The organism is Streptomyces sp. YKOK-I1 (assembly GCF_054660435.1).
The window spans coordinates 4,358,589-4,372,975 of the sequence record NZ_BAAGDR010000001.1 but is presented as its reverse complement, the minus strand read 5'-3'; the positions used below and the strand labels follow the sequence as shown (position 1 = coordinate 4,372,975).

General features: G+C 72.7%; 13 protein-coding genes and 1 pseudogene. 10 read left to right on the top strand and 4 right to left on the bottom strand.

The genetic code is table 11. From position 1 onward, the window contains the following. Positions 1-211 precede the first annotated feature (211 nt). From ACYQ8Q_RS18995 to ACYQ8Q_RS18980, 4 genes are all read left to right on the top strand, one after another. Positions 212-889, top strand: a complete 678-nt coding sequence (locus ACYQ8Q_RS18995; RefSeq protein ID WP_460066399.1) for an LPXTG cell wall anchor domain-containing protein — start codon at positions 212-214, stop codon at positions 887-889. A 37-nt stretch (positions 890-926) separates the two neighbouring features. Then, positions 927-1,760: a COG1361 family protein gene (locus tag ACYQ8Q_RS18990; RefSeq protein WP_460066398.1), complete on the top strand. Its 834-nt coding sequence runs from the start codon at positions 927-929 to the stop codon at positions 1,758-1,760. A 44-nt stretch (positions 1,761-1,804) separates the two neighbouring features. Continuing rightward, positions 1,805-2,851, top strand: coding sequence for a hypothetical protein (locus tag ACYQ8Q_RS18985; RefSeq protein ID WP_460073393.1), 1,047 nt, complete (start codon positions 1,805-1,807; stop codon positions 2,849-2,851). 64 nt (positions 2,852-2,915) lie between these two features. After that, positions 2,916-4,175, top strand: coding sequence for a hypothetical protein (locus ACYQ8Q_RS18980; protein ID WP_460073391.1), 1,260 nt, complete (start codon positions 2,916-2,918; stop codon positions 4,173-4,175). Between the two features lie 132 nt (positions 4,176-4,307). Here the strand turns inward: ACYQ8Q_RS18980 and ACYQ8Q_RS18975 are convergent, their stop codons facing one another. Further along, positions 4,308-5,804, bottom strand: coding sequence for an oligopeptide:H+ symporter (locus ACYQ8Q_RS18975; protein ID WP_460066396.1), 1,497 nt, complete (start codon positions 5,802-5,804; stop codon positions 4,308-4,310). Between the two features lie 545 nt (positions 5,805-6,349). Here ACYQ8Q_RS18975 and ACYQ8Q_RS18970 point away from each other — a divergent pair. Then, positions 6,350-7,027, top strand: coding sequence for a response regulator transcription factor (locus ACYQ8Q_RS18970; protein ID WP_067251025.1), 678 nt, complete (start codon positions 6,350-6,352; stop codon positions 7,025-7,027). Positions 7,028-7,080: 53 nt separating this feature from the next. Continuing rightward, on the top strand, positions 7,081-8,355 hold the full coding sequence (locus ACYQ8Q_RS18965) for an ATP-binding protein (protein ID WP_460066394.1): 1,275 nt from the start codon (positions 7,081-7,083) through the stop codon (positions 8,353-8,355). A gap of 30 nt (positions 8,356-8,385) precedes the next feature. Here ACYQ8Q_RS18965 and ACYQ8Q_RS18960 read toward each other — a convergent pair whose 3' ends face one another. Further along, positions 8,386-8,928, bottom strand: coding sequence for a GtrA family protein (locus ACYQ8Q_RS18960; RefSeq protein WP_460066392.1), 543 nt, complete (start codon positions 8,926-8,928; stop codon positions 8,386-8,388). Between the two features lie 221 nt (positions 8,929-9,149). Between ACYQ8Q_RS18960 and ACYQ8Q_RS18955 the strand changes: the two genes are divergently transcribed. The 3 genes from ACYQ8Q_RS18955 to ACYQ8Q_RS18945 are packed head-to-tail and all read left to right on the top strand — an operon-like array spanning position 9,150 to position 11,997. After that, positions 9,150-10,292 carry a 5-(carboxyamino)imidazole ribonucleotide synthase gene (locus tag ACYQ8Q_RS18955; protein ID WP_460066391.1) on the top strand — a complete coding sequence of 381 codons (1,143 nt, stop codon included), beginning with the start codon at positions 9,150-9,152 and terminating at the stop codon, positions 10,290-10,292. Further along, entirely contained in the window at positions 10,289-10,813 is a 525-nt protein-coding gene (gene purE, locus ACYQ8Q_RS18950) for a 5-(carboxyamino)imidazole ribonucleotide mutase (protein ID WP_460066390.1), read from the top strand. The genes ACYQ8Q_RS18955 and purE overlap by 4 nt, the downstream gene beginning before the upstream one ends. Beyond that, positions 10,810-11,997 (top strand): dipeptidase, encoded by a 1,188-nt coding sequence (locus ACYQ8Q_RS18945; protein WP_460066389.1) that lies wholly within the window; start codon positions 10,810-10,812, stop codon positions 11,995-11,997. Before purE ends, ACYQ8Q_RS18945 begins: the two co-directional genes overlap by 4 nt. Positions 11,998-12,474: 477 nt before the next feature. Here ACYQ8Q_RS18945 and ACYQ8Q_RS18940 read toward each other — a convergent pair whose 3' ends face one another. Continuing rightward, positions 12,475-12,702: a hypothetical protein gene (locus ACYQ8Q_RS18940; RefSeq protein ID WP_460073770.1), complete on the bottom strand. Its 228-nt coding sequence runs from the start codon at positions 12,700-12,702 to the stop codon at positions 12,475-12,477. 156 nt (positions 12,703-12,858) lie between these two features. On the opposite strand from ACYQ8Q_RS18940, the pseudogene ACYQ8Q_RS18935 reads away from it, so the two are divergent. Further along, positions 12,859-13,905, top strand: a pseudogene (locus tag ACYQ8Q_RS18935) (dipeptidase); the annotation flags it as partial. Here the strand turns inward: ACYQ8Q_RS18935 and ACYQ8Q_RS18930 are convergent. Further along, positions 13,902-14,300 (bottom strand): VOC family protein, encoded by a 399-nt coding sequence (locus tag ACYQ8Q_RS18930; protein WP_460066388.1) that lies wholly within the window; start codon positions 14,298-14,300, stop codon positions 13,902-13,904. The pseudogene ACYQ8Q_RS18935 and the gene ACYQ8Q_RS18930 sit on opposite strands and share 4 nt — an antisense overlap. Between the last annotated feature and the right edge of the window lie 87 nt (positions 14,301-14,387).

Below are 14,387 nucleotides of genomic sequence, written 5' to 3'. Positions count from 1 at the left end.
CGGCACCCCGAACCCCTTGGCCCCCGCTCCTGAACGCCCCACCCCTCATCCCCGAACCCTCCACCCCCGAACCCCTCACCCCCACCCCCGGATCCCCACAACTCCGGCCCTCCCCTTCTCTTCCCTCCTCAACCCGCCCGGCGTACCTTGACGGCTCGATCTGATGGCTCGTCAGGAATGGCCGGTAGGCGACTGGCAGGAATGAGGGACCGTGTCGAACCGGAAGCGAAGCGCCGCGCTCATGACCGCCGCGGCCCTGGCCGGGGCGGCGGTCTGGATGTCCGCCCCCGTGGCCACGGCCGAGGTCGTCGACGTCGACTACTCCTGCAAGACACCCATCGGCGACAAGAGCGCGGTCTCGCCGATCGACATCAAGGGCGTCAAGAGCGGCAGCGGCTACAAGATCACCATGTCCTGGCAGAAGGGCGTCTCCTCCAGCCCGGTGGAGCTCGGCGCGGGCTCGATGGTCCCCAGCGCCACCATCAAGCTCGGCGGCGCCGACAGCGGCACGATGACCGTCACCGGCGCCGCCAACCAGGCCGCGATCCCCGAGAACACGCCCATCAAGATCAACGATCTGAGCGGCACGTACACCCCGAAGAAGACCGGCAAGGTCACCTTCACGGCCGCCGTCCTCACCATAAAGGCGCTCGGTACGACCACCACCTGCACGCCCACCAACAGCCCCAGCCCCTCCCTCACCCTCGACGTGACCGCGTCGGGCAGCGGCGGAACCACAGGCGGCAGTGACGGCGGCAGCGGCGACGAGCTTCCGCAGACCGGGCCCGAGGACTCGGCGATCGCCCTCGGCACCCTCGGCGGCACCGTCCTGCTCGCCGGTGCGGCGGGCGTCCTGTGGCTGACCCGGCGGCATCAGCAGCCCCGCTGACCGCCGCCCCGCCCACCCCTCGTCACCGGAGCCGCCGATGCCGTACGCCTGCGCCGCCCGTGCCGTACGCCCCCTGCTGCTGACGCTGCCCCTGCTCGTGGCCGCCGCTCCCGCCGCCGACGGCTGGTCGGCCGCGCCCGCGGGCGGCGGGCGGCCCTCCTTCTACGCGGAGGGCGCCCCCGGTGCGGTGCTCCAGGACACGGTCGCCGTCACCAACCCGGGCACCCGGCCGCTCACCGTACGGCTGCGCGGCACCGGTCTCGGCGGTCTCCCGCTCGCCTTCGCGGAGACGGCCGTGGACGTGCCCGCCCGCACCCGCGCCGAGGTGCCGTTCACGGTGACGCTCCCGGCGGACACACCCCCGGGCGACCGCTCCGGTGCGATCGCCGTACAGGACTCCACGGGCCGACGGGTCACCGTCCCGCTGCTGGTGCGGGCCGGCGGTCCGCGGCTGCCCGCGCTGACCGTCGAGCACGTGGCCGTGCACGGCGACCGCATCACGTACGAACTGGTCAACCGGGGCACGACGGATCTCGTACCCCGGCTCGCGGTGCGCGCGGACGGGGTCCTCGGGACCGTACTGGACCGTGCCCCGCGCACCCTGCCCGTCCGGCTGCCGCCGGGCCGACGGCTGCGGCTCGACGAGCCGTGGCCCGACCGCCCGGCGCTGGACGCGGTGACCGTGCGCCTGACCGTCACCGCCCCCGGTGCCGCCCGCGCCACCGGGGGCGCACGGGCGCGGTTCGTGCCGTGGGGCGCGGTGGGGGCCGGGGCGGGCGCGCTGTCCGTCGGGGCGGGGGCCCTGGCGGTCGTACGACGTCGTAGGCGCGAGGCCGGTGGCACGGCCGCAGCGAGGGGAGCGGGTACGTGAACGGCAGACTGCGGACCACCACATCGGCGCCCTTCTCCCTCCTCCTGCTCTTCGTGCTCTTCCTGCTGCTGGCGTCACCGCTCGCTCCGGCGGGCACCGCGTCGGCGGCACAGAAGCCCACCGTCACCCTCTCCAGCGCCCAGGCCGGCACCGGCGCCTCGGTCACCGTCAGCGGCAGCGGCTGGCGGCCGCGCACCCTGCTGATGCTGCTGATCTGCGGCCGGGCCAGCCCGGCCCGGGGCCTGACCGGTGGCACCAACTCCTGCGCCAACGCCGACGGCAGGGCCGTCACCACCGACGCCGAGGGACGGTTCAGCCAGGCGCTCCCGGTGGCCGAGCCGCCCGATCCCTGCCCCTGCGTGGTGCACGTGGCCACCGCGACCGGGGCGAAGGCCCAGGTCGACGTCGTCTTCCAGGTGGCCGGGCACCCGGTCGAACCGCTGCCCGCCGCGTCCTCGTCGGGCGGCCGGCTCGCCGTGCTCACCGACACCCGGCTGGACGGCTCGGGCGGTCTGCTCACCTGGTTCGGCGCGCCGCCCGCCCGCACCCTCGTCCTCACCGTCGGCAACCTCGGCACCACGACCGTGAAGGACCCGGTGTTCCAGGTCGGCACCACGCACGGGGTGTTCGCCCCGCAGTGGGACGAACGGCAGTGGCGCGGCACGATCCCGCCCGGCGGGAAGGCACGGGTGAAGCTGCCCGTCGAACTCTCCGCCGGCGCCCACGGCGACTACACCGTCTCCCTGAAGTACGGCGGCAAGGTCCTCGCGGAGCAGCCCTGGGGCGTGGGCCGCCCCTGGGGCGTGACCCTGTTCTGGATCCTGCTCTGCCTGGTGGTGCCGGCCGCGGTGTTCCGGATCGGGATGGCCGTGGTGGACCGGGTACGGCCGCGGAACCGGCCCATCCGCCGGACGCGCAGGGGGCACGGGCCCGGCGGCCGGGGCCCCTCACCGGTCCCCGCCGGCACCTCCGCGATCCTGCCGTGGTTCACCCCGGACACCTCTCCGGCCACGGCGGAACGGCTCGCCGCACCGCACGACGACCAACCGACGAGTCCTCGACTCCCGGCAGGAAGGGAACCAAGTGAGTGAGAGAGCCGTACCACCCCCGCGCGGGGCCGGGCGGAGGAGCGCGGCCGCGGCGGGCGCCGCCGTCCTGCTCGCCGGCGCCGCCGCGCTGCTCGGCGTGACCGCGGGGCAGGCCCAGGCCGCCGAGGTCTCCTACGCCACCCACTGCGTGCCGCCGTCGGGTGTGGGCCTGCCCGAGATCGACGGCACCACCAAGGTCGACATCAGCGCACCGGCCACGGCGAAGGTCGGCGACACCGTCGACATCGTCTGGAAGTTCACCCAGGCCGCGTCGAAGAACCCCGACATCATCGATCTGCCCGCGAACTCGGTCCAGCCGTCGGGCACGTTGAAGGCGGCCGGCGCGCAGAGCGCGGACATCGCGATGACGGGCCCGCGCGAGAACCCGGCGATCCCCAAGGGCGGCGCCATGGTGCTGTCCGACATGAAGGGCACGCTGAAACTGACGGCGGCGGGCCAGGTGACGCTGACGCCGAACGCGTACGTCGTCAACGCGCTGGGGACGAACACCACCTGCACCCCGTCCGAGACGGTCCAGCCGGCCGCGACGATCACGGTGACGGCGGGGGAGGGCAGTTCGAGCGCGTCCTCCGATCCGTCGGGGAGCGCGAGTGCCAGCCAGTCCTCGTCGCCGTCGGCCAGCGCCTCGGCCAGCGCGTCCGCCAGTACGTCCGCGTCCCCGAGCGTCTCGGCGAGCGCGACCGGTGACGACGGCCAGACCGACTTCACCGGCAAGGTCGTCGACATCCCCTACACCTGTGACTCCCCGCTCGGGGTGAAGAAGGCGACCTCGCCGATCCAGATCAACGCCAAGAAGGACGGCGGGAGTTACGACCTCACCGTGCAGTTCAAGAAGTCGGTGATGGACAGCCCGATCGACATCCCGGCCGGCAAGGTGAAACCGACCATGCAGGTCGTGCTGGGCGGTTCGGACACGGGCTCGGTGACGGTGGAGGGCCCGCTGAACGCCGAGACGATCCCGCAGGGCGACCCGATCGAGATCCCGGACCTCACCGGCACCTACAAGCCGGGCGCGACCGGCGAGTCCACGCTCTCCCCGGGCGTCCTCACCATCGAGGCCATGGGCACGACCACCACCTGCACCCCCGACAGCACCGCCGTCTCCCTCACCCTGGACACCGAGGAGCAGGCGAGCGGAGCCTCCGGCGGCTCGTCCTCGTCGAGTACGTCGACCAGCGGCGGCCTGGCGGAAACGGGCGCCGACGACCACGCCTCCCTCAAGGCCCTGGGCCTGGTGGCCGGTACGGCGGTCCTGCTGGGCGGCGCGGTCTTCACCTTCATGCCGGGACGTCGACACATGCGCTGACTTGTAGGGGCGCGGGGCTGTATAGATATGCGGCTCCGCCGCGTGGGCGCGAGCAACCACCGACGGACAGGCAGCCGAAACCCAAGAGGGCCACCCCGTTCAAAGAACACGGTGGCCCTCTTCAGAAGACGATCAGTGAACGTCCCCCATCAGCTCCCTGACCCTCTTCCGGTACATCCACACCGCTCCACCGGCGATCACGGCGAGCACCGCCTGCAGCGCCACGATCCCCGTCTTGTTCAGGTCGACCCCGGCGATGGCCAGCAGACCGGTGGTCGCGTCACCCGCGGTGACCGCGAGGAACCAGACACCCATCATCTGCGAGGCGTACTTCGCGGGCGCCATCTTCGTGGTGACCGACAGACCCACCGGGGACAGCGTCAGCTCACCCACGGTCTGCACGAAGTAGATGCCGACCAGCCACATCGCGGCCGCCTTGTGACCGCCGTCGGCGATCGCCAGCGGGGCGAGGAACAGGAAGAAGGACGCGCCGATCAGCACCAGGCCCATCGCGAACTTCACCGCGGTGCTCGGCTCCTTGCCGCGCCTGGCCAGCGCCAGCCAGGCCCAGGCGAAGACCGGTGCCAGCGCCATGATCATGACCGGGTTGACCGACTGGTACCAGGAGACCGGGAACTCCCAGCCGAAGATCGTGTTGTCGGCGGAGGAGTCCGCGAACAGGGACACGGTCGAACCGCCCTGGTCGTAGATCATCCAGAACACGGCCGCGGCCACGAAGAACCAGATGTACGCCGACATCTTCGACTGCTCGGCGCGGTCGAGGTCCTTGTCCCGCTTGATGCGGCCGATGACCACGACGGGGATGACCAGACCGGCGATGGTGATCGGGACCAGCAGCCAGTTCAGGGTGTAGTGACCGGAGACCACCACGACCGTGTAGAAGACGGCGGCGACGGCGGCCCACAGACCGGCCTTGCGCAGCGTGGCGGACTTCTCGGCGGCGGTCATCGGGGTGGGCACGACGTCCGAGCGCGAGTTCAGGTGACGGCTGCCGAGCAGGAACTGGGCGAGGCCGAGGGCCATGCCGAGCGCGGCGAGGGCGAAGCCCAGGTGCCAGTTGACGTTCTCGCCGACGGTGCCGATGACCAGCGGGGCGGCGAAGGCGCCGAGGTTGATGCCGATGTAGAAGACCGTGAAGCCGCCGTCGCGGCGCGGGTCGTCCGGGCCGTCGTAGAGGTGGCCCACCATCGTGGAGATGTTGGCCTTCAGCAGACCGGAACCGACGGCGACCAGGCCGAGGCCGGCGTAGAAGGTGCCGGAGTTCGGCAGGGCCAGGGTGAGGTGGCCGAGCATGATGACCGCGCCGGCCACGGCGACCGTCCGGCGGGGGCCGAGGACACGGTCCGCGAACCAGCCGCCGGGCAGGGCGAGCAGGTAGACGAGCGACAGGTACACCGAGTAGATCGCGGTCGCGGTGGCCGCGCTCAGGTGCAGGCCGCCCGGGGCCACCAGGTACAGCGGGAGCAGGGCCTTCATGCCGTAGTAGGAGAAACGCTCCCACATCTCGGTCATGAAGAGGGTGGCCAGTCCGCGGGGGTGGCCGAAGAAGGTCTTCCCGGAGCCGGGGGTGGCCGGACGGACCGAGTCCTTCGTCAGGCTGGACGCCATGGTCGTTCCTTGCTGGTCGGGACGCGCTGCTTCAGCGGGCTTGCCTGAGCGGTCACGCGCCCGGTGGGGGACGGCCGGCACCGGCGGGTCGGTCCGTCCGCCCCACGCCCTCGGGGAGTCCGCCCCGGGTCGCGGAGCGGTGGACGGCGACCACCGGGATCCACGCCTCTACGCGCGTTGCGCGAGCAGAGGCCCGGCCAGAGGTCATTCCTTTCGAGGCCGGCGGGGACGTGGCCCGCACCGGCCCGCACACAAAAGAGACCTTCGGCGTCAAGTGCGCCAAAGGTCCCCGCGGTGCTACAGGCGTTGTTTCACCATACGTCAGGAGAGTGTCGGAAATGAATAGGTTTGAGACACGGATCACAGGTGATCAAGGAACCGCGGTGACCTTTCGAAGGTCTGTACTATCTTGCCACCCGTCGACCGTAGGTACGTACCAAGATCGCCGCCCGTGCGGCGGGCCGATTGTCCGGCATGTCCCTGGGTAAGAAACAGCCGCGCCGATCACACTTCGACCCGTGCCCCCCGCGGACTACCATCAGCTCATGACCCGTGTACTGCTCGCCGAGGACGACGCGTCCATCTCGGAGCCGCTGGCCCGCGCACTGCGCCGGGAAGGGTACGAGGTCGAGGTGCGTGAGGACGGACCGACCGCGCTCGACGCCGGGATGCAGGGCGGCGTCGACCTGGTCGTGCTGGACCTCGGCCTGCCCGGCATGGACGGCCTCGAGGTCGCCCGCCGCCTGCGCTCCGAGGGCCACGCCGTGCCGATCCTCATCCTGACCGCGCGCGCCGACGAGGTGGACACCGTCGTCGGTCTCGACGCGGGCGCGGACGACTACGTCACCAAGCCCTTCCGTCTCGCCGAACTCCTCGCCCGGGTACGGGCCCTGCTGCGGCGCGGCGCCGCGGAGCCCGCGCAGCCGCCCGCCACCCACGGCGTGCGCATCGACGTCGAGTCGCACCGCGCCTGGATGGGCGACGAGGAACTCCAGCTCACGGCCAAGGAGTTCGACCTGCTGCGGGTCCTCGTCCGGGACGCGGGCCGGGTCGTCACCCGCGACCAGCTGATGCGCGAGGTCTGGGACACCACCTGGTGGTCCTCCACCAAGACCCTCGACATGCACATCTCCTGGCTGCGCAAGAAGCTCGGCGACGACGCGGCCAACCCCCGCTACATCGCCACCGTGCGTGGTGTGGGTTTCCGCTTCGAGAAGAGCTGAGCGCTTCCCGCCGCCCGGGATGAACAGCTCACGGTCCCGTTGGATATGAGGACATGCGCCGCCGACTGATCCAGTCCACCCTCGCCGTCGTGCTCGTGGTGATCGCCGTCTTCGGCGTCTCCCTCGTCATCGTCGAGAGCCGCACGATCAGCAACAGCGCCCAGGAGCGGGTGGACTCCGAGGCGGTGCGGCTGGTCGGCATCGTGGACAGCCGGCTGCTCGGCCGCGAGGACGTCACCGCGGAGATCCTGCGCGACCAGGTCACCCAGGACCGCTACGCCGTGATCCGCATCCCGGGACAGAAGCCGATCACGGTCGGCAGCAAGCCCGGCGGTGACGTCATCCACGCCGAGGAGCGCGGCGAGGGCGGCGAGACCGTCCGGGTCGAGGAGCCCCGCTCCACGATCACCCGGGAGGTCGGCCGCACCCTGCTGATCATCGGCCTGGTCGCGCTGCTCGCGGTCGTCGCGGCGGTCCTGCTGGCCATCCGCCAGGCGAACAAACTGGCCTCCCCCCTCACCGACCTCGCGGAGACCGCCGAACGCCTCGGCTCGGGCGACCCCCGCCCCCGCCACAAGCGCTACGGCGTCCCGGAGCTCGACCGGGTGGCGGACGTCCTGGACTCCTCCGCGGAACGCATCGCCCGGATGCTCACCGCCGAGCGCCGGCTGGCCGCCGACGCCTCCCACCAGCTGCGCACCCCCCTGACGGCGCTGTCGATGCGCCTGGAGGAGATCACCCTCACCGACGACCCCGACACGGTGAAGGAGGAGGCGACGATCGCCCTGACCCAGGTCGAACGCCTGACGGACGTCGTGCAGCGCCTCCTGACCAACGCCCGCGACCCCCGCACCGGCTCCGCCGTCTCCTTCGACCTCGACGAGGTCATCCAGCAGCAGCTCGCCGAGTGGCGCCCCGCCTACCGCAGTGCCGGACGCGCCATCGTCAGCTCCGGCAAGCGCCATCTGCGGGCCGTGGGCACCCCGGGCGCGGTCGCCCAGGTCCTCGCCGCCCTGATCGAGAACTCCCTGATGCACGGCGGTGGCACGGTCGCCCTGCGCACCCGGGTCACCGGCAACCAGGCGGTCATCGAGGTCACCGACGAGGGCCCCGGCGTCCCCGCCGACCTCGGCGCCCGCATCTTCGAGCGCACGATCAGCGGCCGCAACTCCACGGGCATCGGCCTCGCGGTGGCCCGGGACCTCGCCGAGGCCGACGGCGGCCGCCTGGAGATGCTCCAGGCCCAGCCCGCGGTCTTCGGCCTCTTCCTCTCCCGCACGGCGCCCCGGAAGCGGACGTCGCACGACGAGGAACCGATGGTCAGGTAGGACCCGGTGGCCGCGGCCCGCCGCCGGGCGTCAGCCGACGCGCTGGCGGGCCTTCGCCTTCCGGGTCTGCTCCCCGATCTGCTCCCCGATCAGGGACTCCTCCGTGAGGAAGGACTCGGCGCTGGCCACGGCCTCTTTCGCGGGCAGGGCGCGGAACACCCACGTCCGGTACGACCAGAAGCGGAACAGCGTCGCGACCCCGATGCCGAGGAACTTGAACACGTTGCTCTGCAGCGGGCTGTCCCAGCCGAACCCGTAGGTCGCCGCGAACAGCAGACCGTTCTCGATCACCAGACCGACCGCGCTGAACAGCAGGAACAGCGTCAGTTCCTTCGTGCGCCCGCTCTTGTCGCGGTCACGGTAGGTGAAGTACCGGAACCCGATGTAGTTGAAGACGATCGACACGATGGTCGCGATGACACTCGCGCGGACCACCGGCAGGTCGGTGAGATGGCGGACGAGATTGAACACGCCGAGGTTGACCAGCAGCCCCGCACCGCCCACAGCCCCGAATTTGACCAGCTCACGGCCTACGCGCCGTAGCCGTCCTTGCCCCGAGGAACCATGCGCCATGGTCGTACAGGCCCCCGTTCGGGTCTCGGTTGTGTCAACCCAGCCATGCTAACCACCACTCTTGTCGGTTTCCTGTGCTCCGCCTCACGGGTCGGAAACGGGTCGGGAAGAACGCGGCAAACGACCGGTATGAGCCGGGGAAAAGACCGGTGAGAGCCCCGGACGCCCGCACCGGCGGGCGCGGGCTCCGGCCCAGGTGACGCGGCCGATACCCTGGGGGCGTGACGTTCCCGGTAGTCGGCATGGTCGGCGGAGGCCAGCTCGCTCGTATGACACACGAGGCGGGCATTCCGCTGGGCATCAGGTTCAAGCTCCTCAGTGACACCCCCCAGGATTCCGCGGCGCAGGTCGTGAGCGATGTCGTCATCGGCGACTACCGCGATCTCGACACGCTGCGTGACTTCGCGCGCGGGTGCGATGTGATCACCTTCGATCACGAACATGTCCCCACCGAGCACCTCAGGGCGCTGGAGGCGGACGGCATCCCCGTCCGCCCCGGCCCCGACGCGCTGGTGCACGCCCAGGACAAGGGCGTGATGCGCGCGAAGCTCGACGCGATCGGCGTGCCCTGCCCGCGGCACCGCATCGTGACCGACCCGCAGGACGTGGTCCGGTTCGCGGCCGAGGGCGGGGGAGGCTTCCCCGTCGTCCTCAAAACGGTTCGCGGCGGCTACGACGGCAAGGGCGTGTGGGTGGTGGAGACCGCCGAGGAGGCGGCCGACCCGTTCCGCGCCGGCGTCCCCGTCCTCGCCGAGGAGAAGGTCGACTACGTCCGCGAGCTCGCGGCCAACGTGGTGCGCTCCCCGCACGGCCAGGCCGTCGCCTACCCGGTCGTGGAGTCCCAGCAGGTCGGCGGCGTCTGCGACACCGTGATCGCGCCCGCCCCCGACCTGGACCGGGCCCTCGCCCTCCAGGCGGAGGAGATGGCCCTGCGCATCGCCAAGGAACTCGGCGTCGTCGGCCATCTCGCGGTCGAGCTGTTCCAGACCCGCGACGGCCGCATCCTCGTCAACGAACTCGCGATGCGCCCGCACAACTCCGGCCACTGGACCCAGGACGGCGCGATCACCTCCCAGTTCGCCAACCACGTCCGCGCGGTCCTCGACCTCCCCCTCGGCGACCCGCGCCCGCGCGCGCCCTGGACGGTCATGGTCAACGTCCTCGGCGGCGACTTCCCCGACATGTACTCCGCGTACCTGCACTGCATGGCCCGCGACCCCCAGCTCAAGATCCACATGTACGGCAAGGACGTGAAGCCGGGCCGCAAGGTCGGCCACGTCAACACCTACGGCGACGACCTCGACGACGTGCTCGAGCGCGCCCGTCACGCAGCCGGCTACCTGAGAGGCACGATCACCGAATGAGCCCCGTTGTTGGCATCGTGATGGGTTCGGACAGCGACTGGCCCGTCATGGAGGCCGCCGCCCAGGCCCTGGACGAGTTCGAGATCGACTACGAGGTCGACGTCGTCTCCGCGCACCGCATGCCCCGCGAGATGATCGCGTACGGCGAGCAGGCCGCCGACCGCGGACTGAAGGTGATCGTCGCCGGGGCCGGCGGCGCCGCCCATCTGCCCGGCATGCTCGCCTCCGTGACCCCGCTCCCGGTGATCGGCGTGCCCGTCCCGCTGAAGTACCTGGACGGCGTGGACAGCCTGCTGTCCATCGTGCAGATGCCGGCCGGCGTCCCCGTCGCCACGGTCTCCGTCGGCGGCGCCCGCAACGCCGGACTGCTCGCCGCCCGGATCCTCGCCGCCCACGACGAGGACCTCCTCGCCCGGATGCGCGACTTCCAGCAGGAGCTGAACGACCAGGCCACCGAGAAGGGCAAGCGGCTGCGCGCCAAGGTCGAGGGCGCGGGCGCCGGCTTCGGCTTCGGGAAGTGACGGCCTTGAGCTCACTCGAGGCAGCCCGGGAACTCCTCGCCGACTTCCCCGTCGTCGACGGCCACAACGACCTGCCCTGGGCCCTGCGCGAGCAGGTCCGCTACGACCTCGACGCCCGCGATCTCGCCGTCTCCCAGGCCGCCCATCTGCACACCGACCTGCCGCGGCTGCGCGAGGGCGGGGTCGGCGCGCAGTTCTGGTCGGTGTACGTCCGCGCGGACCTGCCCGACCCGGTCCCGGCGACCCTGGAGCAGATCGACTGCGTACGGCAGCTGATCGACCGGCACCCGGCCGATCTGCGCGCCGCGCTCACCGCCGCCGACATGGAGGCGGCGCGCGCGGAGGGCCGTATCGCCTCCCTGATGGGCGCCGAGGGCGGCCACTCCATCGCCAACTCGCTGGGCACCCTGCGTGGCCTGTACGCGCTCGGCGTGCGCTATCTGACCCTCACCCACAACGACAACGTGGACTGGGCGGACTCCGCGACCGACGAGCCGAGGGCGGGCGGCCTCACCGCGTTCGGCCGCGAGGTGGTGCGCGAGATGAACCGGCTCGGCATGCTGGTCGACCTCTCGCACGTGGCCGCCACCACCATGCGCGACGCGCTGGACGCCAGCTCCGCGCCGGTGGTGTTCTCGCACTCCTCGGCGCGCGCGGTCTGCGACCACCCCCGCAACATCCCCGACGACGTCCTCGAACGCCTGCCCGCCAACGGCGGCGTCGCCATGGTGACGTTCGTACCGAAGTTCGTGCTCCAGGCCGCCGTCGAATGGACCGCGGCGGCGAGCGAGAACCTGCGCGCCCACGGTTTCCACGACCTGGCCACCACGCCCGAGGCGATGAAGGTCCACCAGGCCTTCCAGGAGTCGCACCCCCGCCCGGTCCCCACGGCCGCGACCGTGGCCGACCACCTCGACCACATGCGCGCGGTGGCCGGCATCGACCATCTGGGCATCGGCGGCGACTACGACGGCACGGCCTTCACCCCCGACGGCCTGAACGACGTCTCCGGCTACCCCAACCTGATCGCGGAGCTCCTCGACCGCGGCTGGTCGAAGGCCGACCTCGCCAAGCTGACCTGGCAGAACGCCGTGCGGGTGCTGGGCGCCGCGGAGGACGTCTCCCGCGATCTGCGCACCCGGCGGTCCCCGTCCAACGCGACGATCGAGTCCCTCGACAGCTGAGCCGTACCCCGGTGGGCGGGCCGTACCCCCGAACGCCCCGCCCACCAGGAAGCCTCCCCGCCCCCGTGCGACGGTGGCCGTACCGCCGAGCGACGTACGGAGACCGTCATGGCCGACCTCCAGGACGAACTGCACGACCCGCCCGAGGCCCATGAACCACCGGTCCCCCGCACCCCCGAAGTCCCGTCGCGCCCGCAGCCTCCCGCACACGCGGAGCCGGACCCGCAGCGCCGGTTCCAGCCCGCGCACCCCGAGCGGGACCTGTCACGCCCCCAGCCGCCCACGCACGCCGAGCCGACCCCGTCGCGCCCGCAACCTTCCGCGCACGCCGAGCCGACCCCGTCGCGCCCGCTGCCTTCCGCGCACGTGGACCCGGCCCCGTCGCGCCCGCACAGGCCCGCGCGCCCGGAGCCGTCCCCGCTCGTGGAACCGGACCCGCAGCGCCGGTTGCAGCCCGTACACCCGGAGCGGAACCTGTCACGCCCGCAGCCGTCCCCGCCCGTGGAGCCGGACCCGCTGCGCCCGTTGCAGCCCGTGCACCCCGAGCCAGCCCCGTCGCGCCCGCTGCAGTCCGCGCACCCGCACCCGGCCCCGCACCCGCACCCGCACCTGGACCCGCACCCGCACCTGGCCCCGCACCCGCACCCGCACCCGGCCCCGCACCCGCACCTGGACCCGCACCCGCACCCGGCCCCGGCCTCGCACCCGGCCCCGGCCTCGCACCCGGCCCCGGCCTCGCACCCGGCCCCGGCCTCGCACCCGGCCCCGGCCTCGCACCCGGCCCCGGCCTCGCACCCGGCCCCGGCCTCGCACCCGGCCCCGGCCTCGCACCCGGCCCCGGCCTCGCACCCGGCCCCGGCCCCGGCCCCGCACCCGCACCCGCACCCGGCCCCGCACCCGCACCCGGCCCCCGCCCCTGACGTCGAGCTCATCGACCCCCTGGAGCGGGCCCGTGCTCTGCTTGGGCGGTGGCCTGTTGCTGATGGCTACAGTGGGCTGGCCCGGGCGTTGCGGGAGTTGCCCTGGTACGACCTGCAGCTCGGGGAGAGCGCCGTCGACACCGATGTGCCGCGGCTGCGGCGCGGCCGGGTCGGGGCGCTGTTCTGCGCCCTGCACCCGCCGGAGGGCCTCGCGTCCGACCGGGCCCTCGGCGCCACCCTGGAGCAGCTCGACCTCGCCCGTGCGGTGGTCGCCGCCCACCCGGAGGGGCTGCGGCTCGCCCGGACCGCGGGAGAGGTCCTCGACGCCCGCAACTGCGGCCGGGTCGCCGTCGTCCTCGGCCCGGCCACCGCGGCGGCCCTCGACGGCTCCCTGGCCGTCCTGCGCGTCCTGCACTCCCTGGGACTGCGCGTCCTCACCCTCGCCGGCACCTCGTGGGCGGGCGAGGCGGGCCTGACCCGGTTCGGCGAGGAGGCGGTACGGGAGATGAACCGGCTCGGTGTCCTCGCCGACCTCTCCGGCGCCTCCGACGCCACGACCGGCCGCGCCCTCGCCCTCTCCCGCACCCCGGTGCTGGCCACCCGCTCCGCCGCCCGCGCCCTGCGCCCGCACCCCGACAACCTCCCCGACCACCTGCTCGCCGAGCTGGGCGCGGCCGGGGGCGTGTGCATGGTGCCGATGAGCGAGGAGCAGACCGGGCCGGCCCTGCGGGACGTCGCCGACCACCTCGACCACGTACGCGCCGTCGCGGGCCCCGGGAGCGTCGCCCTGTCCGGCGTGTACGACTCCGGCGCCGCCCACCCCCAGGGCCTCGCCGACGCCTGCGGCTACCCCCACCTCGTCGCGGAACTCCTCGACCGCGGCTGGCCGGAGTCCGACCTGTCCCTGCTGACCTGGGGAAACGTCCAGCGAGCCCTGCGCACGGCCGACTTCACCGCCCGCGCGGCTCAGGAACGCAAGGCCCCCTAGGGATGCTCGATCCGGCAGAGGCAGAAGGGATGGCCCGCCGGATCGGCGTACACCTGGAAGTCCTTCTTCTCCCGGTCCTCCAGATCCAGCGGACGCGCCCCCAGCGCCAGCACCCGTTCGTGCGCCGCGTCGACCTCCGCCCAGGTGGCGCCGGCGTCGAGGTCGAGGTGGAACTGCTGGGGGTTGCGGTCGGGCCGCGGCCACTCGGGCGGGGTGTACCCCTCGACCTCCTGGAACGCGAGCCGGGGACCGCCGGGGACCTTCAGGACGTACCAGTCCTCCTCGCCCTCCTCGGCCCAGGGGGTGCCGCCCAGGAGCCCCGCGTAGAACTCGGCGAGGGCGCGCGGGTCGGGACAGTCCAGCACGACGGAACGGAAACGCACGACGGAAGCCATGGGGGACAGGTGCCCGCACGGCCGCCGCGCGTAACTCACAGGAGATCGACAGGCGGCCGTGGAGGGAGTTCGCGCCGCGGACGGCAC

Coding starts and splice junctions, on each gene's coding strand:
- ACYQ8Q_RS18930 (WP_460066388.1), bottom strand. CDS start 14,300: ATGGCTTCCGTCGTGCGTTTCCGTTCCGTCGTGCTGGACTGTCCCGAC.
- purE (WP_460066390.1), top strand. CDS start 10,289: ATGAGCCCCGTTGTTGGCATCGTGATGGGTTCGGACAGCGACTGGCCC.
- ACYQ8Q_RS18960 (WP_460066392.1), bottom strand. CDS start 8,928: ATGGCGCATGGTTCCTCGGGGCAAGGACGGCTACGGCGCGTAGGCCGT.
- ACYQ8Q_RS18975 (WP_460066396.1), bottom strand. CDS start 5,804: ATGGCGTCCAGCCTGACGAAGGACTCGGTCCGTCCGGCCACCCCCGGC.
- ACYQ8Q_RS18965 (WP_460066394.1), top strand. CDS start 7,081: ATGCGCCGCCGACTGATCCAGTCCACCCTCGCCGTCGTGCTCGTGGTG.
- ACYQ8Q_RS18970 (WP_067251025.1), top strand. CDS start 6,350: ATGACCCGTGTACTGCTCGCCGAGGACGACGCGTCCATCTCGGAGCCG.
- ACYQ8Q_RS18990 (WP_460066398.1), top strand. CDS start 927: ATGCCGTACGCCTGCGCCGCCCGTGCCGTACGCCCCCTGCTGCTGACG.